Genomic DNA, 17,049 nt, shown 5'->3' on the forward strand with positions numbered 1-17,049 from the left:
TGGTATTATATATTACTGTTAGTACCAAGTCATAAAATTGTAAGGTCAATAGATTTGAACGGTGCGTGATAATAATGAAACGAACAAAAGCTGAACGTCAACGACTCTTAAAAGAAAAAATTGAGGAAACACCATTTATAACGGATGAACAATTGGCTAATTTTTTTGCTGTCAGTATACAAACCATCCGGCTTGACCGTATGGAACTTTCCATTCCGGAGTTAAGGGAAAGGATAAAATACGTAGCAACCAATCAATGGAATGAAACGGTAAAAGCTTTACCACTGGAAGAAGTAATTGGGGAAGTCATTGATTTGGAATTGGACAGACGTGCCATTTCTATTTTAGACATCCATTCCGATTTGGTATTTTCCAGAAATAAGATAGCCCGCGGTCATCATTTATTTGCTCAGGCAAATTCCCTTGCTGTTGCTGTGATTAATGATGAATTAGCACTGACTGCTAAAGCAGATATTAAATTTACAAGACAGGTAAAAGAGGGAGAACGTGTTGTTGCCAAGGCTTTTGTGGAAGGAAATCAAAAAGGGTTAACGATTGTTAATGTTAAAAGCTATGTAGGAAATGAAAAAGTGTTTAGTGGCATTTTCCACATGTACCGATCCAATGAAGAAAAAGGAGAAGACAATCATGAAATTAGCAATTGATGCCATGGGAGGCGATCATGCTCCAAAGGAAATTGTTCGTGGTGCGTTAGAAGCAGTCTCCGAGATAGAGGGGTTACATATCACGTTAGTTGGTAATGAAAATCAAATAAAACCATTGCTGACTGACTCCAAAAATATTGATATCATCCATACGGAAGAGGTGATTACAGGGGATGATGAACCTGTACGGGCAGTAAGACGCAAAAAAAACGCATCCCTTGTATTAACAGCAAAAGAAGTCAAAGACGGGAGAGCAGATGCTTGTATATCAGCGGGAAATACTGGTGCATTAATGAGTGCAGGTTTGTTTGTTGTTGGCAGAATTCCTGGTATTGACAGACCAGCGCTTTCTCCCACATTACCTACTATTGATGGAAAGGGATTTTTACTCTTGGACGTAGGTGCTAATGTCGATGCTAAACCTGAACACCTCGTACAGTACGCTGTGATGGGATCGATTTATTCAGAAAACGTTCGTTCTATCGAAAAGCCAACAGTTGGTCTGCTAAACGTCGGAACCGAAGATGGAAAAGGAAATGAACTGACGAAAAAAGCATTTGCTCAATTACAGCACGCCCCCATTCATTTTATTGGAAATGTAGAAGCGCGAGATCTGTTAAATGGTGTAGCGGATGTAGTTGTTACGGAAGGATTTAGTGGAAATGTTGCTTTAAAATCGATAGAAGGGACAGCGGGGGCTTTATTTACCATCTTAAAGGATACGATGATGTCTTCTTTTAAAACGAAGATTGGTGCTGCATTGCTGAAAAATGATCTACGCGGATTAAAGGGGAAGCTTGATTATTCAGAGTATGGTGGTGCAGGATTATTCGGTCTTGCTGCGCCCGTAATAAAGGCACATGGTTCATCTAACCATCGTGCTATTGTAAGTGCTATTAAACAAGCAAAATATATGGTGGACCACGATGTAACCAACATTATTAAAACAACAGTTGAGTCCATGGAATTTGAGAAGGAGTGAAGATGATGAAACGTGTTGCATTTATGTTTCCGGGTCAGGGTTCCCAGGATATTGGAATGGGTAAAGAATTTTATGATGCCTATCCCGAGGTACAAGCCCTTTTTCATCAAGCAAATAACCTATTAGATAAAGATATTACTAAGTTAATGTTCGAAGGTCCCAAGGAGTCACTAACAGAAACAGAAAATGCCCAGCCTGCATTATTATTGTCCAGTGTGGCTATCCATCAATTACTATTAAAAGAAGGAATCGAACCTGTAATGACGGTTGGTCATAGTTTAGGAGAGTACAGTGCATTAGTCGCAGCAGATGCCATACGGTTTGAAAATGCTGTTCCCCTGGTAGCTACTCGTGGCAGATTAATGGAGGACGCTTTTCCTAAAGGTCAAGGTACCATGGCTGCGGTACTTGGTTTGGAAAAAGAAGAAATAGAAAAGGCATTGGAAGCAATAACAGATGAAATCGTTGATATTGCCAATTTAAATTGTCCAGGTCAAATTGTCATCTCTGGTTCTAAAGAAGGGATAGAGCAAGCATCAGGTCTTTTGAAAGAACAGGGTGCCAAGCGAGTTCTCCCACTAAATGTCAGTGGACCATTCCATTCCCGATTAATGAAAGCAGCAAATGAAGAGTTTTCCAGCTACCTGGACCAAATTGAATTTAACGACGCAAAGATCCCAGTATTTGCAAATGTTTCAGCAAGTCCTGTAACGGATAAGCATGAAATAAAAGACCTTCTTATCAAACAGTTGTACTCACCAGTAAGGTTTGAAGAATCGATTCGGAATATGATCGAACAAGGTGTCGATGCATTTGTTGAAGTTGGGAATGGCAAAGTACTTTCTGGCTTATTGAAAAAAATAAACCGCAGAATGCCAGTATTTGCTGTTCAAAATATGGAGTCCATGGATCAGTTTATTTCATGGTATAGGGAGGAACATTAATGTTACAAGGTAAAAATGCGCTAGTAACCGGTGCATCCCGTGGTATTGGAAGAGCCATTGCATTGGAATTGGCCAGACAGGGTGCTAATGTTGCGGTGAACTATGCTGGTAGTGAACAGAAAGCACAAGAAGTGGTAGAAGAGATAGAAAAACTTGGCGTGAAAGCATGTAAAGTACAGGCTAATGTTGCTAGTGAATCAGAAGTAAAGGCAATGGTTAAGGAAGTTACCTCACAATTTGGAAGTTTAGACATTTTAGTAAATAATGCTGGTATAACAAGAGATAATTTATTAATGCGAATGAAAGAGGAAGAATTTGACCAAGTTATTAACACGAACCTTAAAGGGGTATTCATTTGCACAAAGGCTGTCTCTCGTCAAATGATGAAACAGAGATCAGGAAGAATCATTAATGTAGCATCCATCGTTGGCGTAGCCGGCAATCCTGGACAAGCTAATTATGTAGCTGCAAAAGCTGGTGTCATCGGTATGACGAAAACAACGGCAAAAGAATTTGCTTCACGAAATATATTGGTGAATGCTGTTGCACCTGGATTTATTGCAACAGACATGACAGATGAGTTAACTGACGAACAGAAAAATGGCATGCTGGATATGATTCCATTGGCAAAATTGGGACAGCCAGAAGATGTTGCAAAAGTGGTTCGTTTTCTTGCTTCAGATGATGCAAATTACATCACTGGACAGACGATTCATATTGACGGCGGAATGGTTATGTAGTTCACAAATATATAAAATGTGTTAGTTTTTACTAGTACATTTACCGAGACTTATGATAGTATAATATCTCAGCTATGAGACGTTTTATGTGTTTAGAGGGGATAAGCTTTTGTATAGCCCTTTCCAATTACTTGAAGGGAGGTGAAGTATGATGGCAGATGTGTTCGACAGAGTAAAAGCTATTATTGTAGATCGTCTTGATGTGGAAGAAGATAAAATTACGCTAGAAGCATCTTTTAAGGATGATCTTGAAGCAGATTCATTAGACGTAGTTGAGCTTGTAATGGAGCTTGAAGATGAATTTGATATGGAAATCGCTGATGAGGAAGCGGAAAATATTAATACAGTAGGGGATGCTGTTAATTACATAAACAGTAAACAATCCTAATGAATAGTGAAAGTCCCGCAATCCTTGCGGGACTTTCCGTATCTTTTGCATAGAGGTGACAGATATGGATGTTGAACGACTGGAAAGACAATTAAACCTTTCTTTTCATAACCACGAATTAATCAAACAGGCTTTTACGCATTCATCTTATGTGAATGAGCATCGGAAAGAAGTATTTTCGGACAATGAGCGCTTGGAATTTTTAGGGGATGCCGTTCTTGAATTGGGTGTTTCTCAATACCTGTATCGTAATAATGAAAAAATGCCTGAAGGCGAAATGACAAAACTAAGGGCAGCTATCGTTTGTGAGCCTTCATTAATGGGGTTTGCACAAGATCTTCATTTCGGGGATTATTTGTTATTAGGAAAAGGGGAAGAGCGGACTGGCGGGAGAGAACGCCCGGCTATTTTAGCAGATGTGTTCGAAGCATTTTTAGGAGCACTCTATTTGGATCAAGGGTTTGAACAAGCTTTAACATTCTTACAAGAGCATGTTTTTCCGAAAATCAAAGCAGGTACTTTTTCGCATGCGATGGATTATAAAAGTCAATTACAGGAATATGTTCAACAGTATAGGAATGGATTGATTGAATACAAAATTGTGGATGAAAAAGGTCCATCTCATAATAAAGAATTCATTGCAAATGTATTAATTAATCAACAAGTGGTTGGAAAAGGTGTTGGCAGAACAAAGAAAGAAGCAGAACAGCGGGCAGCTAAAAAAGCGCTTGATCAATATAATGAATCATAATTTACTAATGAATATTGAAAGATTAGATTAAAAGGGCTGTCATTCGTTTGGAATAACAGCCTTTTATACATGGTTATTTTTTTCTTATGGTTGCTAATTCTTCTACAAATGCTTGGGTTTCCGATGTACTAAGTCTGCCTTTTTGTACAACAATATCATACATTAATTTTAGGTCTTCATACTTATTCAGATCATAATCTTCTGCATCCAAAAGACCTCGATTTACGACATTTAGCCGGTCAGCCAATTCATCAAGGAGAATTTTAAGGTTTTCCTGTGATGCGGTTTCTAAACTCATCTTCATGTACCTCCTTTATTTTTATAAGTTGCAAATACGTTATGTATCAGTTCTACACTTCTTTTGTTAATAACTTTATGATAAAATAAATGCGGTAAAAAGCCAATGTTTTTCTAAAAAAAGAATGGAAAATCAACAAATTTAATTACGTAAGAATAAAACCATAAAATTTTCTAACGGCGTACTAATAAAAGTAAAGGTTTATGGTGTAAGTATTAATGAAACAGAGGCATTCGCTAAAGAAGGCGGGTGCCAAGTTTTTCTGAAAACTAGGAGAATGTATATGTATTTAAAACGGTTAGAAAGTGTGGGCTTCAAATCATTTGCTGAACGCATCAGTGTTGAATTTGTTCCTGGTGTTACTGCTGTGGTTGGTCCAAACGGAAGCGGTAAGAGTAATATAACGGATGCTATTCGCTGGGTACTTGGTGAACAATCCGCTAAATCTTTACGTGGGTCTAAAATGGAGGATATTATCTTCCAGGGCAGTGATACAAGAAGACCGTTGAATGTTGCCGAAGTAACACTCGTACTGGATAATGAAGATCATTCATTACCGTTAGATTACGATGAAGTTAGTGTGACTAGACGAGTTTACCGCTCTGGAGAGAGTGAATTTTATATAAATAAACAATCCTGTCGCTTAAAAGATATTATTGACTTGTTTATGGATTCCGGGCTCGGACGTGAAGCATTCTCCATTATCAGTCAAGGAAAAGTAGAGGAAATTTTAAGTTCCAAGGCAGAGGAAAGACGTACGATATTTGAAGAAGCTGCAGGGGTTTTAAAATATAAACAACGAAAAAAGAAAGCCGAATATAAACTGGCAGAAACACAGGAAAATTTAAATCGTGTGGAAGATATCATTCACGAAATTGAACAGCAAATTAATCCGCTTCAAGAACAAGCCGAAACTGCCAAAAAATACTTAGAGCTAAAAGAAGAGCTAAAACAGGAAGAAATCTCATTTTTAATTGCTGAAATCGAAAAACTGCACAATGAATGGCAGTTGCTGCTGGAAAGTATTAATGAACAAAAGTCGGAAGAACTGCAGCTAAAGACATCCATTCAGCAAAAAGAATCCGAAATCGAAAAACAGAGATTGCAAATAGATAAAATGGATGAAGAAATTGAGAAATCTCAACAGGAGCTGCTGTTCACAACGGAACAATTAGAAAAATACGAAGGTAAAAAGCAACTTTTAAATGAGCGAACGAAACATTTTGATGAGAACAGAAAAAAGCTGGAATTACAAAAAAATGATACAGAAGAGAATATTGGAAAACTACATGAAGAGCTAGTTCAGGAGCAAAACAAATTATCCGATCTAATGGAAATGAGACAAAAGACCAAGCAACAGGTTAAACAATTGGAGGAGAAATTAACATGGAGCGAGGAGTCCATTTCCGATCAAATTGAAGAACTTAAATCGGATTATATTGAATACCTGAATAAGCAAGCTGCTATGCGTAATGAGAAGCAATCTATTCAACAGCAACTCCAGCAAATTTCAGGAAAAAAAGATAAACAAGCTGCAAAGTTTCAGGATTTATTAAAATTAAGAGATGAACTTACAGAAAAGAAACATCAAATGGAAGAGGAACATAAAAAACAGGAAAAATTATATGCTGAAAAGCAAGAGATGGTAAAAGATTTAAAAGCCAATTTAGAAAAGGAAAGAAATGATTTTCAGGAATCCCAGACGAAGCTTTACCAAGGATATCAGTATATTGAAAAGCTAAAGTCCAAAAGAGAAATGCTTGAAGAAATGAAAGAAGACTTTCAAGGGTTTTTCCAAGGGGTAAAGGCTGTATTGAAGGCACGTGAACAAAATGCTTTAGAGCATATTCATGGTGCAGTGATTGAATTAATTGATGTTCCTAAAACGTATATTACGGCAATTGAAACGGTTCTTGGCGGACAAGCACAGCATATTGTTGTGCAGCATGACTTAGCAGCACGTAACGCGATTCAATGGCTTAAGAAAACGAATAATGGCCGTGCAACCTTTCTGCCGATTGAATCGATTCAAGAGCGTTTTGTTTCAAAAGACATGCTTTTACAAATTGAAAACCATCCAGGTTTTATTGGAATTGCAGCAGACCTGGTAAAGTCAGACTTGATTTATCAAAAGGCCGTTAATCATCTCATGGGGCATGTAATCATTTCCAAAACACTAAAAGATGCCAATGAAATTGCACGAATGGTACAACGTCGATTTCGAGTGGTAACACTGGATGGCGATGTGGTCAACCCTGGTGGTTCTATGTCGGGTGGTGCATTAAAGAAGACAAATCAATCCTTATTTTCCAGGGAAAAGGATATTCAGGAATTAACAGAAAAAATAGATGAATTCCAGGAAAAGATTTTGTTGTTTGAGCAGAAGGTTCAAAAACAAAAACAGCAAATTACAGACACAGAAAAACAACTTCAAAGTGAAGAAGAAGTGATCTTGCATGAACAGCAAATATTGCAAAAACTTAAAACTGAGTATAAAGAAATGGAACTAAAACTGGATTCATTAAACGATAATCTGTATATCTATGATCAGGATCAAAAACAATATATTCAGGATGGGAATTCTTTAGAGTTACGTGATAAACAATTAACAGATGACTTGGCTCACGTAAAAGAACAATTAGAGACGATTCAAAAGAAAATTGACAGATTAACCGTACAAGAAGCACAATTTAAGGATAATCAGGAAACGATGCAAAATGAACTGCATCAGTATCAAGTTTCCTTAGCTGAGCAGGAAGAACGAGTGAAAAGTCAAAAAGATAAAGTAACTGTGGTTAACGACCAGTTGACGGAATTACAGCAACAATATGATTCTTATACCAAAGATTTAGATACCCTGCTGGAGATGAATCACATCGAAGAAACAGAAGAAGAAATAGAGCAAATGCTGCTTTCAAATCGAAAGAAAAAAGCGGAAATCACCAATTCCATTCAAGAAAAACGATCTGATCGTGCTAAACTAACACAATGGATACAGGATCAGGAGAGGGAATTGAAAGAAGAAAATAAAAAACATCAAGCTTTTGTGCAAATGATTCAGGAAAAGGAAGTACAAGCAAATCGCCTGGATGTTGATTTGGAAAATCGTTTAAATCACCTGCAGAAGGAATATATCATTACCTATGAAAAGGCAGCCCAGCTCTATGAAAAAGCAGTAGATATGGATCAATCCAAAGCACGAGTGCAAGAGTTGAAAACTAGAATTGAACGATTAGGTACTATTAATTTAGGAGCCATTGAAGAATATGATCGAATCTCAGAACGATATAAATTTTTATCGGATCAAAGGAATGATTTAGTAGAAGCAAAGGAAACGCTGTTTTCCGTTATTTCTGAAATGGACGAAGAAATGATGAAACGCTTTGATGAGACCTTTTCAAAAATTAAAGAAGAATTTGGAGTTGTATTTAAACAGTTATTTGGTGGTGGGCATGCTGAATTGAAATTAACCGACCCAAACCATTTATTGGATACGGGGGTAGATATTATTGCCCAGCCTCCAGGTAAAAAACTGCAAAATCTTGGATTGCTCTCAGGTGGGGAACGTGCTCTGACAGCTATTGCCCTGTTATTTGCCATTTTAAGGGTAAGGCCTGTACCATTTTGTATTTTAGATGAAGTGGAAGCGGCATTGGACGAGGCGAATGTCACTCGTTTTGCCAAGTATATTAAGCTGTACAGTGAAAAAACACAATTTATTGTGATTACACACCGAAAAGGTACGATGGAAGAGGCGGATGTATTGTATGGTGTAACGATGCAGGAATCTGGTGTGTCCCGCTTAGTTTCCGTAAAACTGGAAGATACGAAAGAATTAATTAATTCCTAAGGAGGTAGAACAATTATGGGATTTATGGACAAATTGAAGAGTAAATTTACACAAAACAAGGAAACAGAAGAGATAAGTGAAAAATATAAAGAGGGTATGAAAAAGAGCCGTAATACTTTTTCAGGAAAAATCAACGATCTCATTGCCAGATATCGAAAAGTGGACGAAGACTTTTTTGAGGAACTGGAAGAAGTCCTCATTTCTGCTGATGTTGGTGTTATGACTGTTATGGATTTGATCGATGAATTAAAAATGGAAGTCAAGCGTCAGAATATCAAGGATACCAAAGAAGTTAAAAACGTTATTTCTGAAAAATTGGTGGAAATTTATTATGGTGATGAAAATGAAGAGATTGAGAAATTAAAGGTCAAAGAGGATGAGTTATCTGTTATTTTAGTAGTTGGTGTGAATGGGGTTGGGAAAACAACCTCCATTGGTAAATTAGCACATCAATTAAAGACACAAGGAAAAAATGTTGTTCTCGCTGCTGGTGATACGTTTCGCGCAGGTGCTATCGAACAGCTTGAGGTTTGGGGTGAACGCGCAGGTGTAGACGTTATTAAGCAAAGTGCTGGAAGTGACCCTGCTGCAGTTATATTTGATGGAATTAAAGCTGCCAAATCAAGAGGAGCAGATGTATTAATTTGTGATACAGCTGGCAGACTCCAAAATAAAGTAAATTTAATGAACGAACTAGCAAAAGTAAAACGCGTCATTGAGCGGGAAATACCTGGTGCTCCGCATGAAGTATTATTGGTATTAGATGCGACAACAGGCCAAAACGCATTAAGCCAGGCAAAAACATTTTCTGAGGCTACCGATGTAACAGGTATCGTTTTAACGAAATTAGATGGTACAGCTAAGGGTGGTATTGTTTTGGCAATACGTAATGAATTAAATATTCCAGTGAAATTTGTTGGCCTTGGAGAAAAAGTGGATGACCTGCAGCAATTTGATGCCCATGCATTTGTGTATGGACTTTTCGCTGATATGATGGAAGACAGTGAAGAAGAACAAAAGGATGTTTGATAAAGAAAAGGATTCCCTTGACAGATATACATATTCCGGTATGATATTATGTAAAGGAGATTCACTTAACAAAGGGGTGGCGTTTTGATAGAGAAAACAACCCGGATGAATTATCTATATGATTTTTACCAAGCATTGTTAACTTCTAAACAACGTAATTATATGGAATTGTACTATTTAGAAGATTATTCGCTAGGAGAAATATCCGAATTATATCAAGTATCGAGGCAGGCTGTATATGATAATATCAAACGTACCGAGTCGATGCTTGAATCCTATGAAGAAAAATTACATTTGTATGAAAGATTTCTTAAGCGTGGACAGATATTAGAGAAAATGGAAAAGTCTACTTCGGATGAAAGCATGTTATCTTTTATACAACAATTAAAAGAAATAGATTAGGAGGACACCTTCTATGGCATTTGAAGGATTGGCCGAACGCCTGCAAAGTACGATAAAAAAAATTACAGGCAAAGGTAAAGTTTCTGAGCAAGATGTAAAGGAAATGACCCGTGAAGTACGCCTTGCATTGCTGGAAGCAGATGTTAATTTTAAGGTCGTAAAAGACTTAATCAAACGAATTAAAGAACGTGCTGTCGGACAAGAAGTGATGGAAAGTTTAACGCCTGGTCAACAAGTCATCAAAGTTGTAAAAGAAGAATTAACTGCTCTAATGGGTGGTGAGCAAAGCAAGATTGCAGTTGCTGATCGTCCGCCTACTGTCATTATGATGGTCGGTTTGCAAGGTGCTGGTAAAACAACGACCACAGGTAAATTAGCAAATCATTTGCGCAAGAAGCATAATCGTTCCCCACTTCTTGTCGCTTGTGATGTTTATCGACCTGCAGCAATTAACCAGTTGGAAACTTTAGGCGAGCAATTAAATATGCCCGTATTTTCTATGGGAACAGAAGCAAACCCTGTAGATATCGCAACAAAAGCAATAGAAAAAGCGAAAGAAGAGCATAATGATTATGTCATTATTGATACGGCCGGGCGTTTGCATGTAGACTCTGAATTAATGGAAGAACTCCAGCAAATTAAAGCAAATGTAAAACCCGAAGAAATTTTCCTTGTGGTAGATGCTATGACTGGTCAGGATGCCGTAAATGTTGCGGAAAGTTTTAATGAGCAGCTGGATCTTTCTGGTGTTGTATTAACTAAGCTTGATGGGGATACTCGTGGTGGTGCAGCACTGTCTATTAAAGCAGTAACCGATAAACCGGTTAAATTTGCAGGGATGGGCGAAAAGTTAGATGAGCTGGAACCTTTTCATCCGGAGCGAATGGCTTCCCGTATTCTAGGAATGGGAGATGTACTTTCACTGATTGAAAAGGCTCAAGCCAATGTGGATGAGAAACAAGCGAAAGAACTGGAAGAAAAAATGCGCACAATGTCCTTTACATTTGATGACTTTTTAGAGCAAATGGGACAGGTGAAAAATATGGGGCCATTGGATGAATTGATTAATATGATTCCTGGTGCCAATAAAATGAAGGGCTTAAAGAACGCACAAATAGATGAGAAACAGCTTTCCCATGTGGAAGCTATTATCCAGTCGATGACCAAAAAGGAAAGACAGGAACCAAATATTATTAATGCAAGCCGCAAAAAGCGGATTGCAAAAGGCTCAGGTACAACTGTCTCACAAGTCAATCGATTACTTAAACAATTTAATGATATGAAGAAAATGATGAAGCAGATGACCAACATGCAAAAAGGAAAAAAAGGCAAAGGCATGAACTTCCCGTTTATGTAAATGGCTGTTTTCCAATAAATTGTTGTTTTTGCGGGAACAGTGACCAGAGTGAGACCCCTAAGGACGAGACAGCGCGAGGAGGCTCACGGGTCGCCCTAAGGTGCGCGTCCTGTTATTTCCGTAGCGTTATGCTGATACTCCAACATTATATGAAGTTAGTTCGTAGTTTATATCAATTGTTAGGGTGAAAAGTAACAACACTATCGATAAGAGCGATTTAAATAAAGTGGGAGTTGCTTAGAATTTATACTTTTTTCATTGTGTAATGGAAAAACACTTTACAGACATGAAAATATCTGTTAGAATCATATCTTGTGAAAAACATTTTATGGAGGTGCTAAAAAAATGGCAGTTAAAATTCGTTTAAAACGTATGGGATCTAAAAGAAATCCTTTTTATCGTATCGTTGTAGCTGATTCACGTTCTCCTCGTGATGGACGTAATATCGAACAGATTGGAACGTACAACCCGGTTGTTAATCCAATTGAAGTTAAAATAGATGAGGAAAAAGCACTTGATTGGATGAAAAAAGGCGCAAAACCAAGTGATACTGTTCGCAACTTATTCTCACAAGAAGGCATCATGAAAAAATTCCACGAACAGAAAAATTAATAGCAAAGTAGTGTGATATCATGAAAGCCCTAATTGAATCTATTGTTACACCACTTGTTGATCACCCGGAAGATATTGCGGTGACAAAAAAAGAAGAAGGTACAAAAATTGTTTACCATCTAACGGTTCATCAAGACGATGTGGGAAAGGTGATTGGCAAGAATGGTCGTATTGCAAAAGCGATTCGTACAGTTGTTTACGCAGCTAAAACAGATGGGGAAAAGCGCATTTACTTAGATATTATGTAGACAAGGGAAAGGGACCATTGAGTTTTTCTTTCCCTTTTCTACATTCTTCCATATGTTTTTATAGACCTTTTGTGAGAGTGAGGAGAGAGCGTTGGAAATATTGAAAAAAGTCCTGATCAAGCAAATTGTCACAGAGAAAAGCAAGGAGAAATTAAAGGAAAATTTTTATAAAGAGAAAATGCGACTTGAACAAGAGTGTCAACAATTACTGTTTGAAAAACGAAAACTGCAAAACAAATCCGGTATTTCCAAACAGGAAATTACCCGACGTTTTCAAAAAGAAATTAACAAACGTCGGGAAAAAATAAAACTCGTTGATTTTAAAACAGAGCAATTGGAAATGCTTGAACTAGGCAGTGAAATTCTTGAAAAAGAGGTTGAGGCTCTTGTTGAAGTCTCGGAAGGTACGCATTGGGATGAGATAATGAGCGAACAAGCAATCATTATAAAAGATGGTGTTATTGTTCGTATTGATAAATAGAGAAACAGCAGGTGATAAAATGACTATAAAAATGTTTAATATTGGAAAAGTTATTAATACGCATGGAATTCGCGGTGAAGTAAAGGTCCTGCGTATTAGTGACTTTGAAGATCGTTTTCAAAAAGGAAACACTGTTTATTTAGTGAAAGAAAATGGGGAACAATTAAAATTAGTTATTGATGGGCACCGAATACATAAGGGATATGATCTTCTTCATTTTGAGGGATATAATAATCTGAATGATGTGGAGAATTTTAAAGGGTTTCATTTGAAAATATCAGAGGACCAGCTATCCAAGTTAGAGGAAAACGAATATTATTATCACGAGATTATTGGTTGTGACGTGTTTACAACAGACGACAGACGACTAGGGGAAGTAAAGGAAATCCTGTCACCTGGTGCAAACGATGTTTGGGTAGTGAAACAGCCAAAAGGCAAGGATATCTTAATTCCTTATATAGAAGAAGTAGTGAAGGATGTTCATATTGATGACAGAAAAATTGTAATTGAACCGATGGAAGGACTGCTTGATTAATGCAAATTGATGTACTTACACTGTTTCCTGAAATGTTTACAGGTGTATTTCATAACTCGATATTAAAAAAAGCACATGATAAAGGTCAGTTCACCTATAATCTTGTGAATTTTAGAGAGTATGCAAAAAATAAACACAATAAAGTAGATGATTATCCTTACGGTGGTGGAGCTGGAATGGTTCTCTCCCCGCAGCCAGTGTTTGATGCGGTTGAATCCATTACAAAAAAAACTAAGAAAAAGCCAAGGATTATCCTGATGTGTCCACAAGGAGAAACATATAGTCAAAAAAAAGCAGAACAATTGGCAGAAGAGGAACATCTAATTTTAATTTGCGGGCATTATGAAGGTTATGACGAACGAATTAGAGAGAACTTGGTGACAGATGAAATATCGATTGGTGATTACGTATTAACTGGTGGTGAATTGGGTGCTATGGTTGTTGTCGACAGTGTGGTTCGTTTGCTGCCAGAGGTACTGGGAAACGAAGAATCGGCACCACAGGATTCATTTTCAACCGGATTGCTGGAACATCCTCATTATACCCGCCCTGCTGAATTTCGTGGAATGAAAGTACCAGATGTACTATTATCAGGAAATCATGCAAAAATAGAATCATGGCGCAGGGAACAATCGTTAAAAAGAACATATGATCGCCGCAAGGACTTATTGGATTTCATCAATCTTTCGGAAGAGGATAAAAAGCTATTAAATAGATGGCAGGAAAAGTAAAATAATACGCTAAATATAGTTGAACAAATAATTTTGTTATGATATATTAATTATTGTGCTTAAGTACGTTTAGGCCGTAAAACGATGTTCCGCTGTTCTTTAAAAGAATGATGAGCATTAGTTTGGAAGGAGTGAAGTAGGATGCAACAATTAATTGCAGACATTACGAAAGATCAATTACGCACAGACCATCCTGAATTCCGCCCTGGTGATACGGTAAAAGTTCACGTTAAGGTTGTGGAAGGAACTCGTGAGCGTATCCAGGTGTTTGAAGGTGTTGTTATTAAACGCCAAAACGGTGGAATCAGTGAAACATTTACAGTAAGAAAAATTTCTTATGGTGTAGGTGTTGAGCGTACATTCCCAGTACATTCACCTCGTGTTGATAAGATTGAAGTAACTCGTCGTGGTGTAGTACGTCGTGCGAAATTATACTACTTACGTAATCTACGTGGTAAAGCTGCACGTATTAAAGAACGCCGATAATAATTCAATAGCTGAAGTGTCAGTTTACACAGATGCTAGACGAATAAAATGGAACTGTATAACAGTGATGAAAAAGGAACTTGGGCTTAGCACAAGCTCCTTTTTTATTACATTTTGTATCGTATCTTTAAAATCATTTAGTTGGATTAGAAAAATAAATGAGTTTTTTTAATCTTTCTCATTAATTTTGGAGGATATGATAAACTATAGTATATAGAGATTTGCACGGCGCGGAGGAGAACGAATGGCTGATAAAAATAACGAATGGTTTGATTGGTTAAAAGCACTTTTATTTGCATTAGGATTAGCATTTATTGTGAGAATGTTCCTTTTTTCTCCGATTGTTGTAGATGGACCATCCATGTTACCAACCCTACATGACCAAGATCAAATGATTGTAAACAAATTTACTTATAAAATTAGTGAGCCAGAACGCTTTGATATCGTTGTCTTTCATGCGTCTGCACAAAAGGATTTTATTAAACGGGTAATTGGATTGCCTGGTGAACATGTGGAAGTTAAAGATGAAGTATTATACATAAACGGGGAACCTGTCGAAGAGCCATTTTTAAGAGAACAAAAAGAGAACATGAAATCCTACCAAACGATTACAAATGATTTCACCATGGAGGATTTGCCTGGTGAGTATGAAGTGATTCCAGAAGGACATGTTCTTGTGTTGGGGGATAATCGTGGGAATTCAACCGACAGTAGGATGTTGGGCGTCATTTCCATGGACCAGATTGTTGGGGAAGCAAGCCTTATTTATTGGCCATTGGACAGGATGCAATTTGTAGGAAAGTAGGTTTTTTCTTATGACAATACAGTGGTTCCCGGGACATATGTCGAAAGCCAAACGGGAAGTTGAAGAAAAGTTAAAGTTAGTGGACTTTGTAATAGAACTGTTGGATGCCAGAGCACCATTATCATCGCAAAATCCAATGCTGCAGCAAGCACTGCAAAATAAATCTAAAATGGTAGTCCTAATGAAAAAAGATTTAGCTGATCCACGAACAACGGAAAAATGGTTAACTTATTTTCAGGAAAAAAATATTCCAGCTATTGCAGTGGATGTGAATGATAAAGCAGATATAAAAAGTGTAATTCAGCTTGCCAAAGAATTGGGACAAGAGAAAATGAAAAAACTCGAAAAAAAGGGAATCAAACCAAGGCCATCCCGCGCAATGATTGTCGGTATTCCTAATGTTGGGAAATCAACGCTGATCAATCGCTTAGTCAATAAAAAAATAGCGAAAACAGGTGACAGACCTGGTATTACCAAACATCAATTATGGATAAAAGTGAAAAAGGATTTTGAACTGCTCGATACACCCGGGATACTCTGGCCCAAATTTGAAGATCAGACCGTTGCCCATCGTCTGGCAGCAATAGGTACTATTAAGGATCAGCTGCTGTCATTACAGGATATTGTGGCTTTTGTTATTAGATACATGCAAGAGCATTATCCGGATTCACTGATGGAACGATATCAGATCGATGAAAATATGGACGATATGTGGGATATTTTTGTTAAAATTGGTAAACAGCGAGGGGCCCTGGAAAGCGGTGGAAATGTAAACTTTGATAAAGTTTCGGATATTGTTCTCAGAGACTTACGAACAGGAAGGCTTGGAAGAATAACACTGGAAACACCATAAGGATTATGCGGCATGCATCTTAGGATGGGTGTCCTATTTTTTTTGCACCAGGAAAGTATTAGACAAATAAGTGATTCCGGACGTAGCTTTAAGCTATTACCTCCTATGTAACTCTAAAAGACGACGAATGCGGGGTTTTCTAAAAAGTTGTTGCTTTTTTACAGGAAAACTTTATTTCGCATTTGATATAAACTCCTCACAAAGTAGGATATTGCTTACATTCCTCTCCGGAAATACACTACGCGCACCTTAGGGCGACCCGTGAGCCTCCTCGTGCTGTCTCGTCTTTAGGGGTCTCACTCTGGTCACTGTTCCCGTAGGAGTCTTCGTGTATTTCCTCCGCTGGGTTTGTGCTATTCAACTTTCTATCTGAGTATTACTAACCTATTTTGATTGGATTAGAGAATAGTTTATTTCTCTAGAATACAAAGATTTTTTCTTTTTTATGAGTAACAAGCAGTCTAGTGCATTATGTATCTTTTTACATAGAATAAATTAAGCTCTATCTTCAGGTGAAAAGAAGCTTATTATCAAACGTCCCTTTTATAAGTTATAGCTATACATAAATCAGAAAATCAGTACTAGCGTAGGAAGAATACGTAGACCCCTGTGGGAATAGCACGTTCCAGACCTGAGCAGCGAGGGTACTACTTGAGTAATCTTCTTTGTTCCCTTGGGCCGAGGAAGTCTACTATGAAGCGTTACTAGAAGACGCAGGCGCACCGGTTTTCCGCGAGGAGGCTTTAGGTCGTGCCCACGAACCGTAAGTATTCTGCCGGAGAGAATGCAAGCACGCTATCATCATTAGAACAAGCGAGAGCCACGATAAGAATTTTCATTAGTTCTAAGTTTATATAAATTACATCACAATAAACTTTGCGAAATGAGCCTT

At 37.6% G+C, this 17,049-nt stretch carries 19 protein-coding genes; 18 read left to right on the plus strand and 1 reads right to left on the minus strand.

All coding sequences use genetic code 11. The annotated features are described in order from the left end of the window. Positions 1 to 74: 74 nt before the first annotated feature. From fapR to rnc, 6 genes are all read left to right on the plus strand, one after another. Entirely contained in the window at positions 75 to 665 is a 591-nt protein-coding gene (fapR, locus tag GMJ66_RS03910; RefSeq protein WP_156289029.1) for a transcription factor FapR, read from the plus strand. After that, positions 649 to 1,647, plus strand: coding sequence for a phosphate acyltransferase PlsX (plsX, locus tag GMJ66_RS03915; protein ID WP_156289030.1), 999 nt, complete (start codon positions 649 to 651; stop codon positions 1,645 to 1,647). Before fapR ends, plsX begins: the two co-directional genes overlap by 17 nt. Before the next feature lie 5 nt (positions 1,648 to 1,652). Then, entirely contained in the window at positions 1,653 to 2,591 is a 939-nt protein-coding gene (gene fabD / locus GMJ66_RS03920; protein WP_156289031.1) for an ACP S-malonyltransferase, read from the plus strand. After that, positions 2,591 to 3,331, plus strand: a complete 741-nt coding sequence (fabG, locus tag GMJ66_RS03925) for a 3-oxoacyl-[acyl-carrier-protein] reductase (RefSeq protein WP_156289032.1) — start codon at positions 2,591 to 2,593, stop codon at positions 3,329 to 3,331. Before fabD ends, fabG begins: the two co-directional genes overlap by 1 nt. A gap of 151 nt (positions 3,332 to 3,482) precedes the next feature. Next, on the plus strand, positions 3,483 to 3,719 hold the full coding sequence (acpP, locus tag GMJ66_RS03930; RefSeq protein ID WP_156289033.1) for an acyl carrier protein: 237 nt from the start codon (positions 3,483 to 3,485) through the stop codon (positions 3,717 to 3,719). Positions 3,720 to 3,783: 64 nt separating this feature from the next. Next, positions 3,784 to 4,470 carry a ribonuclease III gene (rnc, locus tag GMJ66_RS03935; protein ID WP_156289034.1) on the plus strand — a complete coding sequence of 229 codons (687 nt, stop codon included), beginning with the start codon at positions 3,784 to 3,786 and terminating at the stop codon, positions 4,468 to 4,470. Between the two features lie 73 nt (positions 4,471 to 4,543). Here the strand turns inward: rnc and GMJ66_RS03940 are convergent, their stop codons facing one another. Further along, complete coding sequence (locus tag GMJ66_RS03940) at positions 4,544 to 4,768, minus strand: DUF1128 domain-containing protein (protein ID WP_156289035.1); 225 nt, start codon at positions 4,766 to 4,768, stop codon at positions 4,544 to 4,546. Positions 4,769 to 5,051: 283 nt separating this feature from the next. Here GMJ66_RS03940 and smc point away from each other — a divergent pair, with 283 nt between their 5' ends. From smc to ylqF, 12 genes are all read left to right on the plus strand, one after another. Further along, positions 5,052 to 8,618, plus strand: coding sequence for a chromosome segregation protein SMC (gene smc / locus GMJ66_RS03945; protein WP_156289036.1), 3,567 nt, complete (start codon positions 5,052 to 5,054; stop codon positions 8,616 to 8,618). A gap of 15 nt (positions 8,619 to 8,633) precedes the next feature. Beyond that, positions 8,634 to 9,647, plus strand: coding sequence for a signal recognition particle-docking protein FtsY (gene ftsY / locus GMJ66_RS03950; protein WP_156289037.1), 1,014 nt, complete (start codon positions 8,634 to 8,636; stop codon positions 9,645 to 9,647). A gap of 84 nt (positions 9,648 to 9,731) precedes the next feature. Beyond that, complete coding sequence (locus GMJ66_RS03955) at positions 9,732 to 10,049, plus strand: putative DNA-binding protein (protein ID WP_156289038.1); 318 nt, start codon at positions 9,732 to 9,734, stop codon at positions 10,047 to 10,049. Between the two features lie 13 nt (positions 10,050 to 10,062). Next, positions 10,063 to 11,406: a signal recognition particle protein gene (ffh, locus tag GMJ66_RS03960; protein ID WP_156289039.1), complete on the plus strand. Its 1,344-nt coding sequence runs from the start codon at positions 10,063 to 10,065 to the stop codon at positions 11,404 to 11,406. A gap of 345 nt (positions 11,407 to 11,751) precedes the next feature. After that, a complete protein-coding gene (gene rpsP / locus GMJ66_RS03965; protein WP_156289040.1) occupies positions 11,752 to 12,018 on the plus strand; it encodes a 30S ribosomal protein S16 in 267 nt (88 codons plus the stop codon). A 20-nt stretch (positions 12,019 to 12,038) separates the two neighbouring features. Then, complete coding sequence (locus GMJ66_RS03970) at positions 12,039 to 12,266, plus strand: KH domain-containing protein (RefSeq protein ID WP_156289041.1); 228 nt, start codon at positions 12,039 to 12,041, stop codon at positions 12,264 to 12,266. A gap of 91 nt (positions 12,267 to 12,357) precedes the next feature. Next, positions 12,358 to 12,747, plus strand: a complete 390-nt coding sequence (locus tag GMJ66_RS03975; protein WP_156289042.1) for a YlqD family protein — start codon at positions 12,358 to 12,360, stop codon at positions 12,745 to 12,747. A 19-nt stretch (positions 12,748 to 12,766) separates the two neighbouring features. Then, positions 12,767 to 13,282 carry a ribosome maturation factor RimM gene (gene rimM / locus GMJ66_RS03980; RefSeq protein ID WP_156289043.1) on the plus strand — a complete coding sequence of 172 codons (516 nt, stop codon included), beginning with the start codon at positions 12,767 to 12,769 and terminating at the stop codon, positions 13,280 to 13,282. Further along, the gene (gene trmD, locus GMJ66_RS03985) at positions 13,282 to 14,013 is read left to right on the plus strand and encodes a tRNA (guanosine(37)-N1)-methyltransferase TrmD (protein WP_156289044.1); all 732 of its coding nucleotides are present in this window, start codon (positions 13,282 to 13,284) and stop codon (positions 14,011 to 14,013) included. Before rimM ends, trmD begins: the two co-directional genes overlap by 1 nt. Positions 14,014 to 14,154: 141 nt before the next feature. Next, the gene (gene rplS, locus GMJ66_RS03990; RefSeq protein WP_156289045.1) at positions 14,155 to 14,499 is read left to right on the plus strand and encodes a 50S ribosomal protein L19; all 345 of its coding nucleotides are present in this window, start codon (positions 14,155 to 14,157) and stop codon (positions 14,497 to 14,499) included. Positions 14,500 to 14,743: 244 nt separating this feature from the next. Next, positions 14,744 to 15,304, plus strand: coding sequence for a signal peptidase I (gene lepB / locus GMJ66_RS03995; protein ID WP_156289046.1), 561 nt, complete (start codon positions 14,744 to 14,746; stop codon positions 15,302 to 15,304). Between the two features lie 10 nt (positions 15,305 to 15,314). Then, positions 15,315 to 16,157: a ribosome biogenesis GTPase YlqF gene (gene ylqF / locus GMJ66_RS04000; RefSeq protein WP_156289047.1), complete on the plus strand. Its 843-nt coding sequence runs from the start codon at positions 15,315 to 15,317 to the stop codon at positions 16,155 to 16,157. The last annotated feature ends 892 nt before the right edge of the window (positions 16,158 to 17,049 follow it).

This window comes from Oceanobacillus salinisoli (assembly GCF_009733865.1).
GTDB classification, from domain to species: Bacteria; Bacillota; Bacilli; order Bacillales; family Amphibacillaceae; genus Oceanobacillus; species Oceanobacillus salinisoli.